This window comes from Burkholderia sp. MSh2 (genome assembly GCF_000731655.1).
Classification (GTDB): Bacteria; Pseudomonadota; Gammaproteobacteria; order Burkholderiales; family Burkholderiaceae; genus Burkholderia; species Burkholderia paludis.
Window position 1 is genome coordinate 189525 of sequence record NZ_JPGM01000007.1, and the last position, 24267, is coordinate 213791.

19 protein-coding genes are annotated in these 24267 nt (G+C 69.4%); 11 read left to right on the top strand and 8 right to left on the bottom strand.

Annotation, left to right across the window (positions count from 1 at the left end):
* Positions 1 to 59: 59 nt before the first annotated feature.
* Positions 60 to 3116, bottom strand: a complete 3057-nt coding sequence (locus GQ57_RS06400; RefSeq protein ID WP_081896601.1) for a heavy metal translocating P-type ATPase — start codon at positions 3114 to 3116, stop codon at positions 60 to 62.
* Positions 3117 to 3875: 759 nt separating this feature from the next.
* Here GQ57_RS06400 and GQ57_RS06405 point away from each other — a divergent pair.
* Together GQ57_RS06405 and GQ57_RS06410 are read left to right on the top strand one after the other, a co-directional pair.
* Complete coding sequence (locus GQ57_RS06405; protein ID WP_034197414.1) at positions 3876 to 5312, top strand: DUF1254 domain-containing protein; 1437 nt, start codon at positions 3876 to 3878, stop codon at positions 5310 to 5312.
* Between the two features lie 148 nt (positions 5313 to 5460).
* Entirely contained in the window at positions 5461 to 9231 is a 3771-nt protein-coding gene (locus GQ57_RS06410; RefSeq protein WP_034197415.1) for a DUF748 domain-containing protein, read from the top strand.
* 56 nt (positions 9232 to 9287) lie between these two features.
* Here GQ57_RS06410 and GQ57_RS06415 read toward each other — a convergent pair whose 3' ends face one another.
* The 3 genes from GQ57_RS06415 to GQ57_RS06425 all read right to left on the bottom strand — a co-directional run bounded on the left by GQ57_RS06415 (position 9288) and on the right by GQ57_RS06425 (position 12599).
* Positions 9288 to 9512: a hypothetical protein gene (locus GQ57_RS06415; RefSeq protein WP_031402644.1), complete on the bottom strand. Its 225-nt coding sequence runs from the start codon at positions 9510 to 9512 to the stop codon at positions 9288 to 9290.
* Positions 9513 to 9666: 154 nt separating this feature from the next.
* Complete coding sequence (locus tag GQ57_RS06420; protein ID WP_034197434.1) at positions 9667 to 11220, bottom strand: cellulase; 1554 nt, start codon at positions 11218 to 11220, stop codon at positions 9667 to 9669.
* A 482-nt stretch (positions 11221 to 11702) separates the two neighbouring features.
* Positions 11703 to 12599 carry a LysR substrate-binding domain-containing protein gene (locus tag GQ57_RS06425; RefSeq protein ID WP_034197435.1) on the bottom strand — a complete coding sequence of 299 codons (897 nt, stop codon included), beginning with the start codon at positions 12597 to 12599 and terminating at the stop codon, positions 11703 to 11705.
* Positions 12600 to 12760: 161 nt separating this feature from the next.
* On the opposite strand from GQ57_RS06425, the gene GQ57_RS06430 reads away from it, so the two are divergent.
* The 5 genes from GQ57_RS06430 (at position 12761) to GQ57_RS06450 (ending at position 17145) form a co-directional block, all read left to right on the top strand.
* Positions 12761 to 13612: an ABC transporter permease gene (locus GQ57_RS06430; protein WP_034197416.1), complete on the top strand. Its 852-nt coding sequence runs from the start codon at positions 12761 to 12763 to the stop codon at positions 13610 to 13612.
* Between the two features lie 7 nt (positions 13613 to 13619).
* A complete protein-coding gene (locus GQ57_RS06435; protein WP_034197417.1) occupies positions 13620 to 14663 on the top strand; it encodes an ABC transporter ATP-binding protein in 1044 nt (347 codons plus the stop codon).
* 26 nt (positions 14664 to 14689) lie between these two features.
* Positions 14690 to 15778 carry an extracellular solute-binding protein gene (locus GQ57_RS06440; RefSeq protein ID WP_034197418.1) on the top strand — a complete coding sequence of 363 codons (1089 nt, stop codon included), beginning with the start codon at positions 14690 to 14692 and terminating at the stop codon, positions 15776 to 15778.
* Between the two features lie 10 nt (positions 15779 to 15788).
* Complete coding sequence (locus tag GQ57_RS06445) at positions 15789 to 16619, top strand: ABC transporter permease (RefSeq protein ID WP_031402638.1); 831 nt, start codon at positions 15789 to 15791, stop codon at positions 16617 to 16619.
* A 70-nt stretch (positions 16620 to 16689) separates the two neighbouring features.
* Positions 16690 to 17145 (top strand): TIGR00725 family protein, encoded by a 456-nt coding sequence (locus tag GQ57_RS06450; RefSeq protein WP_152603206.1) that lies wholly within the window; start codon positions 16690 to 16692, stop codon positions 17143 to 17145.
* 142 nt (positions 17146 to 17287) lie between these two features.
* Here GQ57_RS06450 and GQ57_RS06455 read toward each other — a convergent pair whose 3' ends face one another.
* Positions 17288 to 18196, bottom strand: a complete 909-nt coding sequence (locus GQ57_RS06455; protein WP_031402636.1) for a LysR substrate-binding domain-containing protein — start codon at positions 18194 to 18196, stop codon at positions 17288 to 17290.
* A gap of 97 nt (positions 18197 to 18293) precedes the next feature.
* Here GQ57_RS06455 and GQ57_RS06460 point away from each other — a divergent pair, with 97 nt between their 5' ends.
* Complete coding sequence (locus GQ57_RS06460; protein WP_034197420.1) at positions 18294 to 18992, top strand: hypothetical protein; 699 nt, start codon at positions 18294 to 18296, stop codon at positions 18990 to 18992.
* Between the two features lie 109 nt (positions 18993 to 19101).
* Here the strand turns inward: GQ57_RS06460 and GQ57_RS06465 are convergent, their stop codons facing one another.
* From GQ57_RS06465 to GQ57_RS06475, 3 genes are read right to left on the bottom strand one after another with little or no spacing between them, the layout of a single operon-like run.
* Positions 19102 to 19281 carry a hypothetical protein gene (locus GQ57_RS06465; protein WP_034197421.1) on the bottom strand — a complete coding sequence of 60 codons (180 nt, stop codon included), beginning with the start codon at positions 19279 to 19281 and terminating at the stop codon, positions 19102 to 19104.
* Positions 19253 to 20260, bottom strand: coding sequence for a cytochrome d ubiquinol oxidase subunit II (gene cydB / locus GQ57_RS06470; protein WP_031402633.1), 1008 nt, complete (start codon positions 20258 to 20260; stop codon positions 19253 to 19255). Before cydB ends, GQ57_RS06465 begins: the two co-directional genes overlap by 29 nt.
* A 29-nt stretch (positions 20261 to 20289) precedes the next feature.
* Positions 20290 to 21702 (bottom strand): cytochrome ubiquinol oxidase subunit I, encoded by a 1413-nt coding sequence (locus tag GQ57_RS06475; RefSeq protein ID WP_031402632.1) that lies wholly within the window; start codon positions 21700 to 21702, stop codon positions 20290 to 20292.
* Positions 21703 to 22211: 509 nt separating this feature from the next.
* Here GQ57_RS06475 and GQ57_RS06480 point away from each other — a divergent pair.
* The 3 genes from GQ57_RS06480 (at position 22212) to ltaE (ending at position 24264) form a co-directional block, all read left to right on the top strand.
* Positions 22212 to 22538, top strand: a complete 327-nt coding sequence (locus tag GQ57_RS06480) for a hypothetical protein (RefSeq protein ID WP_031402631.1) — start codon at positions 22212 to 22214, stop codon at positions 22536 to 22538.
* A gap of 13 nt (positions 22539 to 22551) precedes the next feature.
* The gene (locus tag GQ57_RS06485; RefSeq protein WP_031402630.1) at positions 22552 to 23106 is read left to right on the top strand and encodes a glycine zipper family protein; all 555 of its coding nucleotides are present in this window, start codon (positions 22552 to 22554) and stop codon (positions 23104 to 23106) included.
* A gap of 144 nt (positions 23107 to 23250) precedes the next feature.
* Positions 23251 to 24264 (top strand): low-specificity L-threonine aldolase, encoded by a 1014-nt coding sequence (ltaE, locus tag GQ57_RS06490; protein ID WP_034197422.1) that lies wholly within the window; start codon positions 23251 to 23253, stop codon positions 24262 to 24264.
* Positions 24265 to 24267 lie beyond the last annotated feature (3 nt).

Below are 24267 nucleotides of genomic sequence, written 5' to 3' on the forward strand. Positions count from 1 at the left end.
CAGAACGCAGAACGCAGAACGCAGAACGGCCGTTTGGCCCCCTCCGCCCGCCGCCCGCATCAGCGCGCGCGGCCTTTCCATCTCCGCAGCAGCAGCGCGTTGGTCACGACGCTCACGCTGGAAAACGCCATCGCCGCACCCGCGATGACCGGGTTCAGCCAGCCGAGCGCCGCGAGCGGCACGCCGACCAGGTTGTAGACGAACGCCCAGAACAGGTTCTGCTGGATCTTCCGGTAGGTGCGCCGGGAGATGTCGATCGCGTCGGCGACCAGCGCCGGATCGCCGCGCATCAGCGTGATGCCGGCCGTGTGCATCGCGACGTCCGTGCCGGTCGCCATCGCGATGCCGACATCGGCCGCGGCGAGCGCGGGCGCATCGTTGATCCCGTCGCCGACCATCGCGACGATCCCGCCGTGCGTGCGTTTCAGCTCGGTGACGACACGGGCCTTGTCGTCGGGCAACACCTGCGCATGCACCTCGTCGATGCCGAGCGATGCCGCGACGGCCGCCGCGCTGCCGTGGTTGTCGCCCGTCACGAGCACGCTCGCGACGCCGCGCGCCGACAGCGCCGCGATCGCGTCGCGGGCGCCCGGTTTCACGGTGTCGCCGAAGGCGACCAGCGCGAGCAGCGCGCGCGGTGCGTCGGCGCGCATCAGCCACGAGATCGTGTTGCCCGCGCGTTCGAGCGCCGTCGCGCGCGCGTCGAGCGCGGGCGGCACCGCGATGCCGAGCTCGTCGCGCCAGCGCGTGCTGCCGAGCGCGAGCCGCTGCCCGTCGACACGCGCTTCCACGCCGCGTCCGGCCACCGCGCGCGCATCGGCCGCGACGGCAGCAGCCGACGCAGCCGTGCCGCCGTGCGCGGCCAGGTCCGCGTCGTATGCCGCGACCACGGCGCGCGCCAGCGGATGATCGCTCTGACGCTGTACCGCCGCCGCGAGCGCGAGCGCCGCGTCGCGCGGCATGCCGACCGCTTCGAATGCCGTCATCGACGGCTTGCCCTCGGTCAGCGTGCCGGTCTTGTCGAATGCGATCACGGTGGCGCGCTGCGCGAGTTCGAGCGCCTGCGCGTCCTTGATCAGCACGCCGTGCCGGGCCGCGACGCCGGTGCCGGCCATGATCGCGGCGGGCGTCGCGAGGCCCAGCGCGCACGGGCACGCGATGACGAGCACCGCGACCGCATTGAGGATCGCGGTTTCCATCCCGGCGCCGGCGATCAGCCAGCCGATCAGCGTCAGCAAGGCGATGCCGAGGATCGCCGGCACGAACACCTCGCTCACGCGATCGACGAGCCGCTGGATCGGCGCCTTCTCGGCCTGCGCGGATTCGACGAGGCGGATGATGCGCGCGAGGGTCGTTTCCGCGCCGATCGTGGTGGTGTCGACGACGAGCGCGCCTTCGCCGTTGATCGAGCCGGCCGTGACGGGGTCGCCGTCGTCCTTCGGCACCGGCAGGCTTTCGCCGGTGATCAGCGATTCGTCGATGTGCGAGCGGCCCGACACGATCCGGCCGTCGACGGGCACGCGCTCGCCGGGGCGGATGCTGACGCGGGTGCCGACGCGCACCTGCGACAGCGGCACGTCGCGCTCGACGCCGTGCTCGACGATGCGCGCACGGTCGGGACGCAACGCGTTCAGCGCGCGGATCGCGTCGGTGGTCTGGCGCTTCGCGCGCGATTCGAGCCATTTGCCGAAACGCACGAGCGTGACGATGACGGCCGACGCCTCGAAATACAGGTGGCCGGGATGCGCGGGGTCGCGCAGCAGCATCCACAGGCTCAGCCCGTACGCGGCCGACGTGCCGAGCGCGACGAGCAGGTCCATGTTGCCGGCGCGCGCTTTCACCGCATGCCAGGCCGCCCGGTAGAAACGCGCGCCGAAGCCGAACTGGACGATCGACGCGAGCACGAGCTGGAGCCAGCCGTTCAGCATCGCATCGATGCCGAACGGCGCGGCGAGCATCGGCGCGACGAGCGGCGCGCTCAGCACGGCGGCCGCGATCACGAGGTTGCGTTCGCGGGCCGCTTCGCGCCTCTTGCGCGCATCGGTGTCCTGCACGGGCGTGGCGGGTCCTGCGTCGGCGCCGGCCGACGGCGCGCCGGCGAGCGACGCGCGGTAGCCGGCCGTCGTGACCGCCGCGATCAGCGCGGCGGCGTCGAGGGCGCCGGCGCCGTGCACGGACGCGCGCTCGGTCGCGAGGTTGACCGACGCGTGTGCGACGCCCGGCACCGCGGCCAGCGCTTTTTCGACACGGCCGGCGCAGGACGCGCAGGTCATCCCGCCGATGTCGAGCTCGTAACCGGAGGACGCGGCGGTGGCTGCCGGCGCGGTGGCGCCACCGGCGACCGGCGTCGCGCCGTAGCCGGCCTGCTTTACGGCGTCCGCCAGTTGCGATGCGGAAACGCCTGCCGCGGCGTCGACGGTGGCGCGTTCCGTCGCGAGGTTGACCGACGCGCGCGTGACGCCCGGCACCTTCGCGAGCGCTTTCTCGACGCGCGATACGCAGGACGCGCAGGTCATCCCGTCGATATCGAGTTCGATGCCGGCCGGCGTGGCCGGCGGGGCGACGGCGGCCGGGATGGCCGCATCGCTTGCCGTTGGCGTCGCGCCGTAGCCGGCCTGCTTTACGGCGTCCGCCAGTTGCGATGCGGAAACGCCTGCCGCGGCGTCGACGGCGGCGCGTTCCGTCGCGAGGTTGACCGACGCGCGCGTGACGCCCGGCACCTTCGCGAGCGCTTTCTCGACGCGCGATACGCAGGACGCACACGTCATTCCATCGATGTCGAGTTCGATGGTGGTTGCTGCCGGAAGGGTTGCCGTGGGGGCGGGCGGCGTTTCGTCGAGCGCCGCGGGCGTCGCGGACGCGACGGTGTGGGCTGCCGTGTCGCGTACCGCCGCGCGATAGCCGGCTGCGTTGACGGCGTCGACGAGCTGGCCGGGTTCGACCGTGTCCTGCGCAGTCACAGTCGCTGTGTGCGCGTCCAGATCGACCGTCGCGTCGACGACGCCCGGTACGGTGGCCAGCGCGCGTTGCACGCGGCCGGTGCAGCCGCCGCAATGCATGCCGTCGACGGTCAGTTCGACCGTTTGCAGCGCAGCGGAGGCAAGGGGTTCAGTCATGTCGGATTTCCAGAAAGCGCGATTCGTGCCGCGAATGGTTCCAGTATCAACATTCCCATGATGGCAAGGTCAAGTGGCGGCGACGATGCGGATACAGACAGATTGTCACACCGCGGAAAAAGCGGTCGCCCGGCTTCCGGACGGCCCCCCCGGCCACCGGTCGCCCGCGCTTTCGTGCTCGAATGCGCGAGCGAGCGGCCGCAGCGCCCCGCGCTCGCGAGACGATTCCGGCTGACGCGTCGTTCGGCGGCCAGGATCACCCGCGCGCGGCAAACCCGCGGGGATGTGAACCCTGAATTCGTCGTCGCAGGGGCGGCCTGCGATCGGCGCGGGCGCTTTTGCTCCGTTCGCGGTGATGTCGTACACGGCACCGGCGACGAGCCGTCAAATACCGGCCGCGACGTCGTCGGACGCGCCGTCGGCCACACCGGCACGCCAAGCGAGACACCCACCGCCGCCCCGACACCCGGCCTCCCTCCCGCGATTGTTCCGACGTATACACATACCGCCCCGACATCTCCGATTTTGTTGCGAATTAATCGAACTATTTCGAATTTGTCGACAGTGCGGCTACCGTTCCGTCGGCTATTCGGCATATAGGGGGATGCCCTTAGGCGCTATGATACCGGCCTGACATCAGCGCCCGCCGTTGTGCAACATAGCGAAACGGTCATCCGGGCAGGCTGGGGAGCCTTGCTTTCACCGTTCGCGCGTCGAACAAGGCGTTGACTGAAAAGAACGATAATCGGCCAGTAATCGATGATTGAAAACCAGCAGGAATCAGTTTCTCTGCGGCGCGCATGCGCGTCGCTGGCCATTGCGGCATTGCTTGCGGGGTGTGCGTCGCAGCCGGACGCGATCCAGCGGAAGACGGGCTGGATGCGCGCCGAGGTCGCCGACTCCTATATCTATGCGTACCCGCTCGTGCTGATGGACGTCGCGAAGGAAGCGGCGACGGGCGGCGACGGGGCCCAACCGGGGCAGGCGCCCCTCAACACGCTGCGCCACGCGCAGGCGCTGCCGCCCGTTGGCGCGGTCAGTCCGCCGCTGCCGGGCGTCGACACGCTCGACTCGACCGGCTGGCTCGACGTCGCCGCCGAACCCGTGATCGTCACGCTGCCCGACACGCGCGGCCGCTACTGGGACGCGCGTGCGCTCGACATGTGGACGAACGTGCTGTGGTCGTCGTCGAGCGTTGCGGCGCGCGGTGCACGCGGTGGCGCGCGATTGCAAACGATTGCCTTCGTCGCGAAGGACTGGCAGGGCACGCTGCCGCAGGGCGCGTTGCGCGTCGACGTGCCGTCCGGCCATGCGTGGCTCGAAGTGCGGCTGCAGACGAGCGGCGGGCGCGATCTCACGAACGTGAAGAAACTGCAGCGCGCGATCCGCGTGGTGCCGCTGTCTGTTTACACGGGCGCGGCGCGCGGCGCATCGGTGGCGGTCCATGCCGGCAGCGCCCCGTCCGAAGCGCTGAGCGGCGGCACGCCGGCCGAGCAGGTGGCCGCGCTCGACCCGAAGGCGTTCTTCGCGCGCTTCGCGCAGGCGCTGCAGGACAACCCGGCGCCGGCCGACGACGCGCACGCGCAGGAACTGCTCAACGATATCGGCGTGTCCGCCGGCTACCCGGTGCTGTGGACGGGCGACCGCCTCGCGGCCGCGACCGCCGGCGTGGCCGAAGCGCGCGCGCGGCTCGCAACGCCGCCGTCGAACCTGCTCAACGCGAACGGCTGGAACTGGATCGGCGACACGGCCGGCAAGTACGGTCAGGACTACACGCTGCGCGCGTATGCGGCCTACACGCAGTTCGGCACCGCGACGCGCGACGACGAGACGCTCGCGGTCGTGCGCGTGGACAGCGACGGCCATCCGCTGAACGGCGCGAACCGCTACATGCTGCATTTCTCGCCGGGCGCGCTGCCGCCGGTGCGCGCGTTCTGGACGCTCACGCCCTACACGACGAACGGCGCGCTGCCCGACGTCGGCGCGGCGCGCCGCTCGCTCGGCGATCGCGACCGGCTGCGCCGCAACCACGACGGCTCGATCGACATCGTCGTGTCGGCATCGCCGGGCGGCGCGCATGCGGCCAACTGGCTGCCGGCGCCGCGCGCCGATTTCGCACTCGCGCTGCGCCTGTACGCACCGAAGCCGCAGGCGAGCGACGGATCGTGGATGCCTCCCGTCGTCGTCCGGAAGTGAACGGATGACCGGCGGCGCGGTCCGAACGGCGGGCGCTGCGGCGCCCGAATCCCGTACCGTCACCTCCTGAGCCTATACTTTCGGGATAGCGTGCGTGGCCGCCCGGTGTTCCGGCGCGGCCCGGCATCCATTCCCGAGGCATTCCAGCATGGCAAGCGCAGACAAAGAAACCGTATCCTCGACCCTCCATGCCCTCGGCGGCGTTGCACGCTCGCGCCGGACCCGCCGGATCGGCATCGGCATACTGATCTTCCTCGTTTTGTTCGGACTGCTCGGGTTCTTCGCGGCGCCGCCGCTGATCCGCCACGTCGCCGAACAGCAGTTGAGCCGGCAGCTCGACCGGCCGGCCACGATCCGGCGCATCGCGCTGAACCCGTACACGCTGAACCTCGAAGCCGACGGCATCCATCTCGGGGAGCGCGGCGGCCAGGGCGACTTCGTCGACATCGGCAAGCTGGTCGTGAGGCCGTCGTGGTCGTCGCTGTTCCGCGGCGCGCCGATCGTCAATGAAGTGCGTCTCGACTCGCCGCGCTTTCACATCGTCCGCTACGACGCGCAGCGCTTCAACTTCACCGACCTGATCGAGAAGTTCTCGAAGCCGTCGCCCCAGCCCGAAAGCAAGCCCACGCAGTTCTCGGTGTCCAACATCCAGGTCAATGACGGCCGGATCGACTTCGACGACCGCCTGCTGAACGAGAAGCACGTCGTCGACAACTGGACGCTCGGCATTCCGTATATCGCGACGCTGGCCTCGAAGACCGACATCTTCGTCGAGCCGAAGCTGCGCGCGCGCTTCGACGGCAGCCCGATCGCGATCGACGGCAAGACCAAGCCGTTCGCGCAGTCGCGCGAATCGGAGATCGCGCTGAAATTCGACCGCCTCGACGTGCCGAAGCTGATCTCGTACGTGCCGGCGCAGTTGCCGGTGGCGGTGACGAGCGGCCTGTTGAGCAGCGACCTCACGGTCAATTTCGTGATGAGCGGCGAGACGCCCGCGCTGCGCGTATCGGGCACCGTCGACCTGGCCGACGCGAAGGTGACGGACCGCGCGTCCGCGCCGCTGTTCGCCGCGCGCGGCGTGCACGTCGCGGCGGCCAGCCTCGAGCCGCTGCGCAATGCGATGCACTTCGACGAGATCCGCCTCGACCAGCCGGTGGTCGACTTGTCGCGCGACAAGCAGGGCGCGCTGAACGTCGAGAAGCTGGCCGCGCAGCCGGCCGCCGCGCCGAAGGCCGCCGAGGGCAGCCCGGCATCGGGCGCGGCGGCCGCTTCCGCCACGGCGGCGAGCGGCGCGCATGCCGAAGCCGGCACGCAGGAGGCGCCGCCGCTCGACCTGACGATCCGTCATTTCGCGATCGACGGCGGCACGGTCAATCTGGACGACCGCGTGCCGGCGACGCCGACCGCGCTGTCGCTCACGAAGCTTGCCGCGACGCTGGACGGCTTCTCGCTGCTGGGCAAGACGCCCGCGAAATACACGCTGTCGACGTCGCTGTCGCGCGGCGGCGACGTGACGGCCGAAGGCGCATTCAATCTCGCGGAGAAACAGGCCGACACGAAGCTGACGGTCGCCGCGCTCGCGCTGCCGGCGTTGCAGCCGTACCTCGGCGAGGCTACGCGCGCGCGCGTGCTCGACGGCGCGCTCGGCGCGACCGTCAATGCGACGGCCGACTGGGGCAAGACGCCGCTGGTCGCGCAGGTCGCCGACAGTACCGTCAGCCTGAAGTCGCTGAAGATCGCGACGCCCGACGCGAAGACGCCGGCGATCGTGCTGCCGGACGCGAGCGCGAAGATCGCGAAGGTGGACGTCGCCACGCGCATCGCAGAGATCGAGAGCGTCGACGCAAACGGGCTCGCGCTCGACGTGAAGCGCCTGAAGGACGGCGGGATCGACCTTGCAGCGCTGGCCGGACCCGCGCAGGCGTCGGTGCCGAAGCGCACGGTGGCGCGCAAGGCCGAGGCCGCCGCGCCGTCGTGGCACTACCGGATCGACGCGCTGAACGTGAAGGACGCGTCCGCGAACTTCACCGACCTGTCGACGCCGCGCCCGGTGAAGCTGGCGATCAAGCCGCTGGATCTGTCGGTGCAGAAACTGAGCGACGATCTGACGAAGCCGCTGCCGGTGCAGTTGAAGGCGACGCTGAGCCGCAAGGGTTCGCTGAACGTGACGGGCGACGTGACCGCGCAGCCGCTGAAGCTCGGGCTGAAGATCAACGGCAACCGCCTCGACGTGGCCGCGTTCGAGCCGTACTTCGGCAGCGCGCTGAACGCGACCATCGCGAGCGCGTTGCTCAACGCGCAGGGCAACCTGACGTTCGCGCAGGTGAAGGATGCGCCGCGCGCGACTTATCGCGGCGACGTCGCGCTCGTCGACGTGCGGATGCTCGACAAGGCGACCTCCGATCCGTTCGCGGGCTGGCGCTCGCTCGCGCTGACGAACCTGAAGGCCAGCTACGACGAGAAGGGCACCGACGTCGACGCCGCGCGCGTGACGTTCTCGAACTTCTACGGCCGCGTGCTGCTCGACGCGCAGGGGCGCCTGAACCTGAAGGACGTGGTCGCGAAGCAATCGGGCCCCGCGCAGTCGCTCACGCGCGACGCGAGCAAGAACGAACCGGTGCCGCTGTCGCCGCCGGCCGCGCCGGCGCCGGCCGTCGCGCAGCAGGCGTCCGCGCCGGCCGCCGCCTCGGCGACGGCGGTCGTGAAGGCCGCGGCGCCGCCGCAAAGCCCGGTGCGGATGCATTTCGGCGAACTGCTGCTGCAGAGCGGCCGCGTCACGTATACGGACAACTTCATCAAGCCTAACTACACGGCGAACCTCGTCGCGATCAAGGGCACGGTCGGCGCGTTCGGCACCGATTCGACCACGTCCGCGCCGGTCGACGTCGCCGCGAACCTCGCGGGCAACGGGCCGATCTCGATCAAGGGCTCGGTGAATCCGCTGATCGAGAAGCCGGCGCTCGACCTCACCGCGTCCGCGCACGACATCGAGCTGACCAACCTGACGCCGTACTCGGCGAAGTACGCGGGCTACCCGATCACGAAGGGCAAGCTCAACGTCGATCTGCACTACCAGCTCGACAACGACCAGCTGAAGGCGAACAACCACATTTTCATCGACCAGCTCACGTTCGGCGATCACGTCGACAACGACACGGCGACCAGGCTGCCGGTCAAGCTCGCGATCTCGCTGCTGAAGAACACGCGCGGCGAGATCGACGTGAACCTGCCGGTGTCGGGTTCGCTGTCGAACCCGGAATTCAGCGTCGGCGGGCTGATCTGGCGGGCCGTGCTGAACCTGATCGCGAAGGCCGTCACGTCGCCGTTCTCGCTGCTCGCGCATGCGTTCGGCGGCGGCGGCGAGGATCTCGGCTACGTCGAGTTCGCGCCGGGCTCGTACCAGCTCGACGACGCGCAGCAGAAGAAGCTCGACACCGTCGTGAAGATGCTGACCGAGAAGCCGTCGATCCGCCTCGACCTGATCGGCCGCGTCGACCCGACGAAGGACACGTCGGGGCTGGGCGACGCGTACGTCGAGCGGCTCGTTCGCCAGCAGAAGCTGAAGGATGTGGTCGGGCAGGGCGAAAGCGTCGACCCGATGTCGGTGAAGGTCGAGCCGGGCGAGTACGGCAAGTACCTGGCGCGTGCGTACAAGGCGGCCGACTTCAAGAAGCCGCGCAACCTGATCGGCCTGCAGAAGACGCTGCCCGACGCCGACATGAAGAAGGCGCTCGCGGAGCATGCGCAGGCCGACGACAACGCGCTGCGCACGCTCGCCCAGCAGCGCGCGCAGGCCGTGCGCCAGTACCTCGACGGGAAGATCGATTCGAGCCGCGTGTTCGTCGTCGCGCCGAAGCTCGATGCGAAGGGCATCGAGGACAAGGGCGCGACCACCCGCGTCGACTTCGGCCTGCAGTAAGCAGGCCGTCCGCCGCCGCGTCCGGTTGCAGGTCCGGACGCGGCGGCGCACCGCCTTCAGCGCGCGGCGAGCGCCGGTTCCTCGCGCTTGCCCAGTTCCTTCTTCGCGGCCAGCGGCAGACGCGCGTCGTCCCACTGCGCCAGCCATTCGACTTCCTTCGCGGTGAATACCTGGCCGTAGTTGCGCAATGCGTACTGCAACGCATCGACGACGTGGTGGCGAATGATTTCGGGGGTGCGTGCATCGTCCAGCACGAACCGGAGAGCTTCCAGGGTCGACATACTCGTGCTCCGGGTCAGGGAAAACCCCTTATCACACGCCAATAGTCGCGCGCCAAGCCGACAAAAATGGTTCTGCACGGGAAGCAGTGGAGGGGTGGGCGCGCGAGCAGGCCGTTCGCCCCGACTGGCGTACGGCCCGTGAACCGGCATGCCGCTACTTGCCCAGCGCGTTGTACCACCCGGGGCCGATCGGCGCGTAGCCGGATTTTCCGGCTGCGGCGGCGCTGGCAATCGCACCGAAATTCGGCCACGTGGGGTAGTACTGCGTCGATCTGGACATCGCCGTGCCTTCGATCTTCGCGGGCCCGACGGTTCCCGTTGCGCCGGTCGTCGCGCTGATCGTGACGATGCCGAAGTACGGTTCGTAGATATTCGTGCTGTTCGGCATCGACAACGCCATGTCCGAGTACGAGTACGCGTATACCGGACCGTACGCACCCTTGGCCTGTTGCGCGATCCATGCCATCAGCGCGCTGAATTCACGCGCCTGGTTCGCTTCCGTCAGATAGGGCGACAACTGCAAGGTCTGAAAATCGGCGCTCGCGTACTGCGTGGACGAACCGCCCAGCACGCCGGTGAAGTTCGCCGCGCCGTTCGAGCCCGTGGTGGGCGCGCCGAATTCGGTGAGGACGATCGCCTTTGCCCCGTCGCCGTTCGCACTCATCTGGTCACGCAGGCTCGTGCCGACGTAGCTTGCGAACGTGTTGCCGCTGGACGACGGCCAGCCGTACGACGGCGACGTGAACGTATGCCACATCATGTTGAATGCGTTCGAATATTGCGGGAACGTCGTATTGAGCGTCGTGCTCGGGCATTGATTGGGCGCGGCTTGCCAGTCGTCCGAATAGCAGTACGGATGATGGGCGAGCGCATCGAAATGCCCTTGCGCGCCATTCGCGTACATCGCCGCCAGCCAGTCCCGCGGGTCCCATTGCGTCGGCGCGGGGTAAGCGGAGCTGGTCGAATTGACCAGGCCCGCGATCCCGTTCGACGGCAGTGCGCCGGTGCCGTTGTTCGGTGACGTCTGGCAGTTCGCACTGCCGCCCGCATAGACGTAGGCGCCCGGGTTCGCCTGCTTGATCGCGGGATACGCGCTCTTCAGGATTTGCGTGTACAGCGCCGGATCGTGAGGAATGAAATCGCCGCCGCAGTTGGGCTCGTTCCAGATTTCCCAGGCGTCGACCTGGCCGCCGTAGCTGTCGCTGCTGTAGTGCCGGGCCGCGGCCCGCGCAAAATTGACGTAGAGCGTCGGGTTGGGCGCGCACAGCCAGAAGGCGCCGCCGTTCGCCTGCTGATAACCGGCCGGGCACTCGGTACTCACGGCCCACGGCGGTGTCAGCGTAATCAGGCCCAACACGCGCAGTCCGTTGTTTCTGGCCGCCCGAATGATCGTGTCCGTCACCCCCCAGGTCAGGCCGCTGCTCGCCCCCGGATTGGGATCGTTCGGGTTGATCGTCGTCTGGGACGGCTGGGTTTGCGCCCAGTTGATATTGACCCGCACCCAGTGCGCTTCCGTCCTGGCGAGGCCGGCCATGTAGTTGTTGATGGCCTGGGTCGGGTTGGCCGAATTCTGGTTGATGACGTCAAGGATTTCCGGCCCCAGGTTGATGGCCGGCACGGGTGTGTTGGTCGGGTTCTGGGCGTTCGCCGCCGGACATACGGTGCACAGCAGGAAGACGGTCAAACTCGTCAGGAATGCGTTCAAGATCGTGCTCATGGTTATTCTCGCGCGCGTTCGTCCCCGGCGACCCGTTGCGGATCGCGGAACGTTCGTGCATGGAAATCGTTCGACGGGTGGCACCCCCGCCGGACAATCTCGACTGTGCAACCGAATGGCCTTGCCGCGGGGCAAAGTCACGGCACCAGGAATGCAGGCGCGTAGCCGCGCATGATCCCCGGCAGCCTGGTGGACCGCCGGCGCACTTGCTGATCCCCTGTAAAAACGGCGCGACTCCGACGGCGCCGGCACTGCGTGATCGGAGTCGACGCAATCCCCCGGAACGTCTTTTTCGAGTGCGCTCGAGATCCGGCTTTCCCCCGGAAGTTGCCCGAATCTTTCCCGTCGCTCATCAAGCAGTCTATTTCGCATCCATCATATGTAAATCCGACATAAGCCCCGCGACGTCTTAAGACCGCAACCGCGCTGCGCCGGGCACGTCCGCGCACGCCGGACCGCGATGCCTGCCAGGCTCACGCGGCTGCGCATTCGTCCAGCATCCACGCCCTGAACTGCCGCAACGCCTCGCTCGTTTCGAGTCGCTCCGGCGCGTAGCACAGGTAGTGCCCCTGCGCGTCCACGTCGACGGGCGCATCGAACGGCTCGACGAGCGTACCGGACGCGAGATTGTCCGCGATCAAAAAGCGCGGCACGAGCGCGAGCCCGAGCCCCGCCTGCGCGGCCTGGATCAGTACCGAATACTGTTCGAAGCGCGGCCCGGCGAGCGCGTTCATCTGCGTCGCGCGATGGCGTTCCGCCCAGGCGGACCACGCGATTTCCGCCTGCTCGTGCACGAGGCGCGGCGCCGCCACCGTATCGGCCGGCGTGCGCAACGCATGCTGCTCGCCGAATGCGCGCGTGCAGACCGGCACGAAGGTTCGTCCGTCGAGGTAATCGCTTCGCACGCCTTCCCATGTGCCGTCGCCGTAGCGGATCGCCGCATCGAGGCCGAACGGGAAGCTGTCGCCGGGGGCGAGATGGCGGCGAAAGCTCAGCGTGACGCCCGGTGCGACGGCCAGAAAGCGCGAGAGCCGCGGTACGAGCCACTTGGTCGTGAACGTCGGCACGCTCGCGATCGTCAGCAGGTCGCTGTTCTCGCGCGCGCTCAGCAGTTCGATCGATGCGTTGCCGATCTCGCGCAGCGGGCCGGCGATCCGTGCGTGGTACACCTGCCCGGCGCGCGTGAGGACGAGGCCGCGCCCCTCGCGCACGAACAGCTTCACGCCGAACAGCGCCTCGAGATTCGCGACCTGCCGGCTGACCGCGCTGGGCGTCAGGCCCAGTTCGCGGGCCGCATAGGAGAAGTTCAGGTGCTTCGCGGAACGCGTGAAGGCGTGCAGTTCCGCGACGTTCGGATACAGGTGCTTCATCGCGACTATTCCTTCCGCGCACAGATCGATGCGGGCTTTGTACGTTTTTTTCATGACGGTGCCATGTCGAATCCGCACACTGCCGTCATCCAGCCAACGCGCGACAGTCCCGCCCGACGGGCGTCGCGCGGTGTCTTCGCCTCTTGCCCGCGAGTGTTTCCATGTCTGCATCCGCCGCTCCGGCACCGGCCGGTGGTGTTCCGATTCCGCGTAACAGGCGCGCGCGCCCGCCCGCCGGCCGCCTGTTGCTGCACGCGCTCGTCGCGGTGTTCGGGCTTTACCTGTTGCTGCCGATCGCGCTGCTGCTGATCGGCTCGGTGGGCCAGTCGTGGACGAACACGCTGCTGCCGACCGGCTTCACCTGGCACTGGTTCGCCGATCTGGCCGGGAACCGCAGCTTCACCCGCGCGTTCGGCGTGAGCCTGACGGTGGCGCTGGCGTGCTGCGCGCTCAACGCCGCGATCGGCCTGCCGCTCGCCTATGCGTTGCATCACCGCGCCCTGGCGGGGCGCGGGATGGCGACGCGCGTCGTGATGCTGATGCCGGTCGGCGTTCCCGCGCTGACGCTCGGCTTCGGCTACATCGCGATCTTCAGCGGCGACGCGCTGCCGTGGCTCGGCACGCTGCCGCTGATGATCGCGGCCCACGCGGTGCTGACGCTGCCCTACCTGCTGCAGACGCTGCTCGGCGATCTGCGCCATCTCGGCCTCGCGCGCCTCGAGGCATGCGCGGCGACGCTCGGCGCGACGCCGCTGCGCCAGTTCGTCACGATCGTGCTGCCGAACCTGCGGCACAGCCTGTTTTCCGGGCTCGTGATGGTGGCCGCGCTGTCGATCGGCGAATTCCAGATCTCGAACCTGATCGCCGGCTTTCGCTACCGCAACTATCCGATCGTGCTGCTGCAGGCGTTCTACGGTGCGTCGGGGATGGCGTGCGCGGCCACCGTCGTGCTGCTTGTCCTCGCCGTGCTCGCGACGCTGGTGTCGGTCGGCACCGTGCAACGTCTGAAGTGAGTCCGTCATGAGTCTCGAGTTCGAACACGTCAGTTTCCAGTATCCCGGCGCGCGTCACGGCGTCGACGACGTCACGCTGTCCGCCGCGCCGGGCGAGTTGCTCGCGGTGATGGGGCGCAGCGGGTCCGGCAAGTCCACGCTGCTGCGGCTTGCGGCCGGCCTGCTCGACGGCGGCAGCGGCCGCATCGCGATCGGCGGCGCCGACATGGCGGGCGTGCCGGTGTGGCGGCGCGAGGTGGGGATGGTGTTCCAGCACTACGCGCTGTTTCCGCACCTGTCGGTGGCCGACAACGTCGCGTACGGGCTGAGGATGCGCGGCGTCGCGGCCGGCCTTCGGCGGCGGCGCGCGGGCGAGATGCTCGAGCGCGTCGGCCTGTCGGCCCATGCGGAGCGCGGCATCGCGATGCTGTCCGGCGGGCAGCAGCAGCGCGTCGCGCTGGCGCGTGCGCTCGTGATCGAACCGAAGCTGCTGCTGCTCGACGAGCCGCTGGCCGCGCTCGACGCCGGCATCCGCCATCAGCTGCGTGACGAGATTCGTGCGTTGCAGCGCGCGTGCGGGGCGACGACGCTGCTCGTCACGCACGACCAGGACGAGGCGCTGAGCATGGCCGACCGCGTCGCGATCGTCGACGGCGGCCGGGTACTGCAGGTCGGCACGCCGCGCGACCTGTACGAGCGTCCCGCGTCCGCCCGGGTCGCGCGCTTCGTCGGGCATTCGACGTTGCTGCGCGGCCGCGTGATCGCGCGCGGCGCGGTCGACGTTCAATTCGCGACGCTGCACGCCGAGACCGGCGGGCACCCGCCGGGCGCCGAGGTCGAGGTGCTGGTGCGGCCCGAGCACGTACAGGCCGATCCGCCGGCCGACGGCGTGAACCGCCTCGACGGCTGTCCGGGCGACGTGCGCTACTTCGGCGCGACGCAACGCTACGACTTCATTCCCGCCGGCTCGGCCGGCCCGCTGCTGTGCGAAGGCCGCGTGCCGGCCACGCGCCGCATCGCGATCGAGCCATGCCATCTGCTCGTGCTGCCGGCGACGCCGGATGCGCGCTGACCCATTTCATTGAACGGAGATCTCCGATGCCTGCTGGTCACCCTCTTGTGAACACCTTGCGCGCCGGCGTGCTGGCGCTCTGCGCGTTCGCCGCGCTGGCCGCCGCGCCGGCGCACGCCGCGCCGCTTTATCCGGGCGAGGATGCGCTGTACGCGAAGGCCGCCGACGAGGGGCTCGTCGTGTCGTTCGACACGGGCCCCGAATGGGCGAACTGGAAGGCGCTGTTCGCCGAGTTCCGCAAGCGCTACCCGAAGGTCGAGATCACCTACAACGACATCGGCTCGGCGGCGACCGTGGTCGCGCTCGACAAGTCGCGCCGGCGCCCGCAGGCCGATACCGCGTACTACTTCGCCGCATCCGCGCTCGATGCGCAGGCCCGGGACGTCGTGGCCCCGTTCAAGCCGGTCAACTTCGACAGGCTGCCGGACGTGTTTCGCTCGGCGGACGGCCGCTGGTTCGCGGTGCATTCGCTGAACATCGCGTTCCTCGTCAACCGCAAGCTCGTGAAGAACGTGCCGCAGCGCTGGTCCGATCTGCTGAAGCCGGAATATCGCAACGCGGTGGTCTATCTCGATCCGCGTTCGACCGGGCAAGGGCAGGTCGCCGTATTCGCGGCCGCATATGCGAACGGCGGCAGCGTCGAGAATCCGAAACCCGGCGCGGAATTCTTCGGCAAGCTGAAGCGCGCGGGCAACGTGCTGCGGGTCGAGGGCACGACGCCGTACGCGAAGTTCGTGAAGGGCGAGATTCCGATCCTGATCGGCTACGAGAACGACGGCCTGAAGGCGCGGTACGTCGATGGCATGGGCGAGGCGGCCGACATCGTGATTCCGCAGGACGGCAGCGTGTCGGCGCCGTATGCGATGAGCCTCGTGAAGAACGGCCCGAACCCGTCGGCCGCGCAGCTCTGGCTCAACCTGGTGATGAGCGACGTCGGGCAGGCGCTGTTCGCGCAGGGCTTCGTGCGGCCGGCCGTGCCCGGCACGCCGGTCGCGCCCGACGTCGCGGCGAAGCTGCCGCAGGCGCCGCAGGTGCGTCCGCTCGACGTGGCGAAGGCGGCCGCGCGCAAGGCCGAGGTCGACCAGCTCTGGTCGCAGGCGACGCTCGGCCAGTAAGGGGCGCGCGATGCAGACTTCCCTGGCGGAACGCGGCGCGCTGCGCCGTTTCGGCGCGGCCCCGGCGGCGGCATTGCTGGCGGTGTGCTTCGTGCTGCCGCTCGCCGCGCTCGTCGGCTCGGCCTTCACGGACGGCGGCCGCGCGTTCGGCGCGGTGCTGCGCGATCCGCTCGTCGCCGATGCGATCGCGCGCTCGCTGGCGCTGGCGGCCGGCGCGGGCACGCTGTCGGTCGGCGTCGGCGTGCCGGTCGCGTTCGCGCTGGCGGGCCAGTCGCCCGCCCGTCGCCACTGGACGCTCGCGCTGCTCGGCGTGCCGCTCGCGTTCTCCGGGCTGGTGATCGCCTACGGCTTCATCCTCGCGTTCGGCCGCGCCGGCTTCGTCACCATGCTGGCGGCGTCGCTGGGCGCGGATCCGACCGTACTCGGCGGCGCGATCTACACGATGCCGGGGCTGGCGGTCGCGTATGCGTATTACCTGATTCCGCGGGTCGCGCTGATGATCTATCCGGCGCTCGCGAATCTCGACCGGCGGCCGCTCGAGGCGGCGCTGACGCTCGGCGCCCGGCCGTGGCGCGCGTGGCTCGACGTCGCGTGGCGCGAACTGTGGCCGTCGGTCGCGGCCGCGTGGTGCCTCGTCACGGCGATCGCGCTCGGCACCTACGGCACGGCGCTCGCGCTCGCCGGCACGCAGATCAATATCCTGCCGCTGCTGATGTATCTGAAGCTGTCGGACGGGCAAACCGATTTCTCGCAGGCGGCCGTGCTGTCGATCGTGCTGACGGCGATCTGCACCTGCGTTCTTGCACTGGGGGAAGGCCTTGTCCGGCAACGACGTCATTGAGTGGTCGGCGGCGACGCGCGGCGCGCTCGCGCAACTCGCGCAGCGGCAGCGCGGCCCGCGGCGGCATTGCATGCCGGTCGGCATCATCGGTCCGCGCGACGCGACCGGCGAGCAGATGCGGGTTGCCGAGCGCATCGCGCACGCGCTGGCGGCGGCGGGCGTCGCGCTCGTCGGCGGCGGCAAGCAGGGCGTGATGGAGGCGGCCGCGCGCGGCGCGCATGCGGCCGGCGGGTGCGCGATCGGGTTGCTGCCCGAAGAGGATGCGACGCACGCGAATCCGTACCTGAGCGTCGCGCTGCCGACCGGGCTCGGCATCACGCGCAATGCGCTGGTCGCGCGTGCGTCGCTGTGCCTGGTCGCGGTCGGCGGCGGGCTCGGCACGCTGTCCGAGATCGCGCTCGGATTGCAGTGGGGCAAGCCGGTGTTCACGATTTGCGACGCGCCGCAGGTGGCGGGCGTCGAATGCTTCGACGCCGCGGATCCGCTCGTCGCGCGGGTCGCGCGGTGGCTCGCCGATCCGGCGTAGGCGGGCGTGGCCGCGCACTGGCCGGCCGAACGTCGCGGCGCGGCACGGCTGTCCGGATGCCGGCGGCATGGTTGCATCCGCATCCGGCCGCCTCGGCTGCTTCGGCTGCTTCGGCCGCTTTCGCGCCTCCCGTCGCTCGCGGCTATCCCGTCACCGCGCCTTCCAGCGCCTCCGCCCGTGCAAACAGCCAGTCGACGAACGTGCGCAGCGACGCGTCGTCGTCATCGTCGCGATACAGGCAATGAAACGGCGGCCCTTCCAGGCGGACCTCGGGAAACAGCGTGACGAGCCGCCCTTGCTCGAGATCGTCGCGCACGACCGCGCGCGGCGCGAGGCACACGCCGAGTCCGCTCGCGGCGGCCTTGGTCATCAGGAAGAACTCGCGATAGAACGGCCCGCGCAGCGTCTCGGTGACGACCGATCCGGCCTGGTGGAACCAGTATTGCCATGCCTGCGGCAAGCCCGCGTAATGCAGCAGCGGCGCGTTGCGCAGGTCGGCCGGCGTGCGTACCTGCCCGAGCACCGGATGGTCGGGCGCGCATACCGGCACCGCGACGGTCGCGAGCAGCGGCCGCGACACGAACCCCTTGCGACGCAGCTCCGGCGTATAGCGGCGGACCACGACGTCGCAGGATTCGTCGAGCTGGTCGCGCTCGGCATCGGGCGTCGTGACGAGCTGCACGTCGATGTCCGGGTGCGCGGCCTGGAAGGCGGCCAGTTGCGTGAGCAACCAACCGTGCGCGAACGAGACGGACGTGTTGATCCGCACCGGATGGCCGCCGACGGGCTCGAACATCTGGCCGGTCGCCAGCGCGAGCCGCCCGAGGCTGCTCGCGACGTCGACGAGGTAATGCCGCGCACGCGGCGTGAGCCGCAACGAGCGCCCGTCGCGCTCGAACAGCTTCTGCCCGAAGAACGATTCGAGCACGCGGATCTGCTGCGCGACCGCGCTCTGGGTCACGTTCAGCTCCTCGGCGGCAAGGGTCAGGCTCTGCAGGCGGCCGGCAGCTTCGAAGCTGCGCAGCGCATTCAGGGGCGGCAATCGGCGCATCGTGAGATCGCGAAGAAAAGCTACACAGTGGATTAGAAAATGTCGTTTGCGGCGGCCGCGGCGGGTGCCTATCATGTCGCCGACAGGAGAACCCCCGATGACGATGATATCGCCACCCGACGCCCGGGCAACCGGAATTCGCCACCGTCTTCGCCTCCGGCGCGCCGCGCGCCGTACGGCGGCGACACCGCCCGCGCGTGGTCGCGGTGCGCTGGCGCTGGCCTGTGCCGGGCTGTTCGCGGCGCTGACCGGGTGCGCGACGAAGCCGGAGAACGAGCGCCAGATCGGCAGCGGCGGATCGCTGGTGCGCTACAGCTCGAGCCAGACCGAGGTCGACCTGACGGACACCGAGCGGCAGACGTTGCGCATGCTCAGCGATCGCCGCTACAAGGACGCGACGCAGGCGCACACGCTCGACGCGGTGGCGGGCGTGCTGCGCGCGCAAGGCTATGAGCCGGTGACGGTCGATCGCGATTCGGGGCTGGTGGAGGCGGGGCGCAGCGACACGCTGATCCCGAAGTGGCGGCAGCTGCTGCGCGGCGCCTTGAAGGCGCGCATCGGGATGCTGCCGGTGAAGCCCGATCATGAACGCGTGGCCGCGATCGTGACGGTTCGGGCGGGGCCGGACGCGCACGTCGCGATCGTGCGTGCGCGATTCGATCGCACGGTGTGGGACAGCGCCGGTGATTCGCGGACCAAGACCGTGATGGAGCCCGAGTACTACCAGACGTTCTTCACGGAAGTGGACAAGGCGATGTGCACGGTGAAGTGCGACGGCGAGCAGGGCGGGCGCTGACGCGCGGAAGCCGCGAGGGGCGCGCGCCCCGGCGGCGCGGACGAGGCGCCGCCGGCGCGGCATGCGGCACGGCGCCGGCATGCGCGCCGGCGGGCGACGCGGGCGGTGCTTACTTCACCGCGAACAGCGTCAGGTTCATGAAGATCTTGAACGCGTAGCCGAGCGTGACGGCGCCGAGCACGCCACCCGCCCATAGAACGACGAACCACATCCAGCCGCGCATCCGCGGCCGTGGCGCCGCCGCGGGGCGGCCGGTGGAATCAGTGGTGGTAGTAATGCTGGTCTTCATGGCGCACCTTGCCTCGGAATACCCAGTAACCCATCGTCGTGTAGGCGATGATGATCGGGAGGATAACCGCTGCGCCGACCAGCGTGAAGGTCTGGCTGGAACGCGGCGCCGCCGCTTCCCAGATCGTCATCGTCTGAGGAATCGCATACGGGAACAGCGTGACGAGCAGGCCGACGTAGCCGAGCAGCACGAGCGCCAGCGCGAGCACGAACGGCGTCATGTCGTGCCGGTTGCGCACCGCGCGCCGCATCCACACCGCGCACCCGACGACCAGGAACGGCACCGGCAGCAGGCGCCAGAACAGCCCCGAATCGAACCAGCGCTGCGCCACGGCCGGATCCTGCAGCGGCGTCCACAGGCTGACGACGGCGATGAAGCCGAGCAGCACGACCGTCAGCGGCCACACCACGCGGTGGAGGCGCCGCTGCAGGTCGCCTTCCGTCTTCGCGACGAGCCAGCAGCAGCCGAGCAGCGCGTAGGTCACGATCAGGCCGAGGCCGGTCAGCAGGCTGAACGGCGTGAGCCAGTCGAACGCGTCGCCCGCGAACACGCCGTCCTTCACGTTGATGCCCTGCAGGAACGCGCCGAGCGCGATCCCCTGGAACAGCGTCGCGCCGGCCGAGCCGCCGATGAACGCGAGATCCCACAGCTGCTTGGTGCGCCGCGCCTTCGCGCGGATCTCGAACGACACGCCGCGGAAGATCAGGCAGACCAGCATGAAGATCAGCGGCAGGTACAGCGCCGACAGCACGGTCGAATAGACGACCGGGAACACCGCGAACAGCCCGGCGCCGCCGAGCACGAGCCAGGTCTCGTTGCCGTCCCACACGGGCGCGACCGTGTTCATCATCAGGTCGCGTTCCTTCTCGTCCGGGAAGAACGGGAAGACGATGCCGATGCCGAGGTCGAAGCCGTCGAGCACGACGTACATGAAGAGCCCCAATGCGATGATCGCGGCCCAGATTACGGTGACGTCCATAGGTTTTCTCGTTTGCGGATGGGGTGGGCTCAGACGGTCTCGATCAGCTCGTCGACGGCCGACATCGGACGGCGCGCGGTGTGATCGGGGCGCGTGCCGGGCGTGTCGTCGTGCGGCGCGTCGGGCAGCGCGGGGCCGGCCTTCATCAGCTTCAGCATGTAGTACACGCCGGTGCCGAACACGAGGAAGTACACGACCACGAACGTCATCATCGACAGGCTGACCTGCTGTACCGACAGCGGCGACACCGCATGCGCGGTGCGCATCACGCCGTACACGACCCACGGCTGGCGGCCCGCTTCGGTCGTCACCCAGCCCGCGAGCAGCGACACGAAGCCGGTCGGGCCCATCACGAGCGCGAAGCGCTGGAACCCCTTCGATTCATACAGGCGGCCGCGGCGGCGCAGGAGCCACGCCAGCGCGGCGAGGCCGATCATCGCGATGCCGAGGCCGACCATGATCCGGAAGCTCCAGAACACGATCGTCGAATTCGGCCGGTCTTCCGGCGGGAAATCCTTCAGCCCGCGGATCTCGCCGTCCCAGCTGTGCGTGAGGATCAGGCTGCCGAGGTGCGGCACCTTGACCGCATAGCGGGTCGTTTCCGCCTTCATGTCGGGGAGGCCGAACAGGTTGAGCGGCGTGCCGCCCTTCTCGGTTTCCCACAGCCCCTCGATCGCGGCGATCTTCGCGGGCTGGTGCTTCAGCGTGTTGATGCCGTGCTGGTCGCCGATCACGGCCTGCAGCGGCGCGAGCACGAGCAGCAGCCACAGCGCCATCGAGAACATCTTCTTCACGCCCTTGTCGCGGCGGCCCTTCAGCAGGTGCCACGCGCCCGTCGCGGCCACCACCAGCGCGGCGACGATGAACGCGGCGATTGCCATGTGGAACAGGCGGTACGGGAACGACGGGTTGAAGATGATCGCGAACCAGTCGGTCGGCACGACACGGCCGTCGACGATCTCGAAGCCCTGCGGCGTCTGCATCCAGCTGTTCGACGCGAGGATCCAGAACGTCGAGATCAGCGTGCCGATCGCGACCATCAGCGTCGCGCCGAAGTGCGCGCGCGGGCTGACGCGGTTCCAGCCGAACAGCATGATGCCGAGGAAGCCGGCCTCGAGGAAGAACGCGGTCATGACCTCGTACATCAGCAGCGGCCCGGTGACCGCGCCGGCGAAGCTCGAGAAGCCCGACCAGTTGGTGCCGAACTGGTAGCTCATCACGACGCCGGAGACGACGCCCATCCCGAACGCGACCGCGAAGATCTTCGACCAGAACAGACAGAGGGATTTGTAGTACTGCTTGCCGGTCTTGAGCCAGCGATATTCGAGCACGGTGATGAAGCTGGCGAGGCCGATGCTCAGCGCCGGAAAGACGATGTGAAAGGAGACGGTGAACGCGAATTGCAGGCGGGCCAGATCGAGGGCCGAAAGAGCGGTGTCCATACCAGTTGACCGAAGCTGACGATATCCGCCGGCGGGTGCCGGCGGACCCCGGCGGACGGGCGTCGGGGTTGGCTGGAGTATGGGCTGCGATGTTGCACCGCGAAATGTGCCAACTCGTCGCAGATGTCCAGCCCGTCGCGGGCGATTTCGGGATAAATCGTTGATTCGTATCAAGAAGGCCGCGTGCGCCGCGCGCGGCCGAGGCGTGGCGGTCTGACGCACGTGCGTCAATATGGCGCGCGGCGTCATCGGAACGGTTCGATGCGGACGCAAGCGTCGCGTCGCACCGGGCGACGCCGCGCCCCGCGTCCGCGCGCGGCCGGACTGTTGCGGTGCATTAATGCGTAATGCGCACGACCGTGCCGGCGGGCCGCGGCCGTTGCGGTTTGTCACATTGGTAACGTCATGCAACATTGGCGCGTCCGGCGGTAATGGATGCCGGATCGCGCGCGGCGTAGCGTTCGGTATGTCGGGTTCGGATCGACGAACCCTCAGCCGGAGAACGTGACGTGAATGGATTGAAGCTCGCGCTGGGCGCGGCGGCCGCGATCGCGGTCGCGACGGGCGGCGTGGCGCATGCCGCCCGGGTCGGGGTCTACATCGGCCCCGGTTACCCGTATTACTACCCTGTCGTTCCTGCTCCCTATTACTACCCGCCGCCCGTCATCGCGGTGCCGGTCGACCCGGGCCCGCCGCCCGAATACGTCGAGAAGGGCCAGCCGCAGGATGAAGGCGACGCGAACGTCTGGTACTACTGCGACGCGTCGAAACATTACTACCCCTATGTGAAGACCTGCACGTCGGGCTGGCGATCGGTGCCGGCACGGCCGCAGTGACGGAGGCGCGACGATGAAATCCGTAATTCGACATCTGCGCGTGCCGGCCGCGCTGGCCCTGGCCGGCCTCCTCGGCGCATGCGCCTACATGCCGACCGGGCCGAGCGTGATGGCGCTGCCGGGCACCGGCAAATCGTTCGACCAGTTCCGCGCCGACGATGCGAACTGCCGCCAGTACGCGTTCCAGCAATCGGGCGGCGTGAGCGCCGGGCAGGCGTCGACCGCGAGCGCGATCGGCAGTGCCGCCGTCGGCACCGCGCTCGGCGCGGCCGCGGGGGCGGCGTTCAATGGCGGCACGGGCGCGGCCGTCGGCGCGGGCGCGGGGCTGCTCGCGGGCAGCGTGGTCGGCGCCGGCGCGGCGCAAGGCTCGGCCTACGACATCCAGCGCCGCTACGACTACGGCTACCTGCAATGCATGTACGCGACCGGCAACCGCGTGCCGGTGCCGGGCGGGATGAGCGGCGGCCGAGGCGGCGATGGCGGCGGTGCATACGGTGGCGGCGGCGCGCCGCGCGCGGCGCCGCCGATGCCGCCGGCGGGCATTCAGCCGCCGCCGCCGAACTATTGACGGCAGGCGCGGCGGCGGCGCGGCGTGCGGTTGCGCGCGGCGACCGCCGGCTCCCACGCGCTGCGTGAATTGCGTACACTCTGAGTCTCGTTTCGGCAGGGCCGGGCGCATCGGTTCCGGTCCGTGTTAACCCAGGACTCAGCGATGATCGATTTACGCAGCGATACCGTGACACGCCCCGGCCCGGCAATGCTGGCCGCGATGACAGCCGCCGAAGTCGGCGACGACGTCTGGGGCGACGACCCCACCGTCCTGCGCCTGCAGGCGGTGATGGCCGAGCGGGCCGGCAAGGAGGCCGGACTGTTCTTCCCGAGCGGCACGCAGAGCAACCTCGGTGCACTGATGGCCCATTGCGAGCGCGGCGACGAGTACATCGTCGGCCAGCTCGCGCACACCTACAAGTACGAAGGCGGCGGCGCCGCCGTGCTGGGCAGCATCCAGCCGCAGCCGATCGAGAACGCGCCGGACGGCTCGCTGCCCGTCGCGAAGATCGCCGCGGCGATCAAGCCGATCGACAATCACTTCGCCCGCACGCGCCTGCTCGCGCTCGAGAACACCATCGGCGGCCAGGTCCTGCCGGAATCCTATGTGCAGGAAGCCACCGCGTTCGCGCGCAGCCGCGGGCTGTCGCTGCACCTCGACGGCGCGCGGGTCTGCAATGCGGCCGTCGCATCGGGCCGTTCGATCGCCGAGCTGTGCGCGCCGTTCGACAGCGTGTCGATCTGTTTCTCGAAGGGGCTCGGCGCACCGGTCGGCTCGGTGCTGGTCGGCAGCCGCGCGCTGATCGAGCGCGCGCAGCGCTGGCGCAAGGTGCTGGGCGGCGCGATGCGCCAGTCGGGCATTCTCGCGGCGGCGTGCCTGTATGCGCTCGACCACCAGGTCGAGCGGCTCGCGGACGATCACGCGAATGCCGCGCACCTCGCCGAAGGCCTCGCGCGTATCGACGGCGTGAAAGTGCTGTCGCAGGCGACGAACATGGTGTTCGCGCAATTCCCCGAAGCCGATTGCGCGCCGCTCGAGGCGTGGCTCAAGGCGCGCGGGATCCTCACGCAGATGCTGTACGCGTCGCGCTTCGTCACCCACTGCGACGTGTCGCGCGCGGATATCGACACGTTCCTCGGTGCGGTCGGCGCGTATTTCTCGCAGCGGCGCGTGTGATGC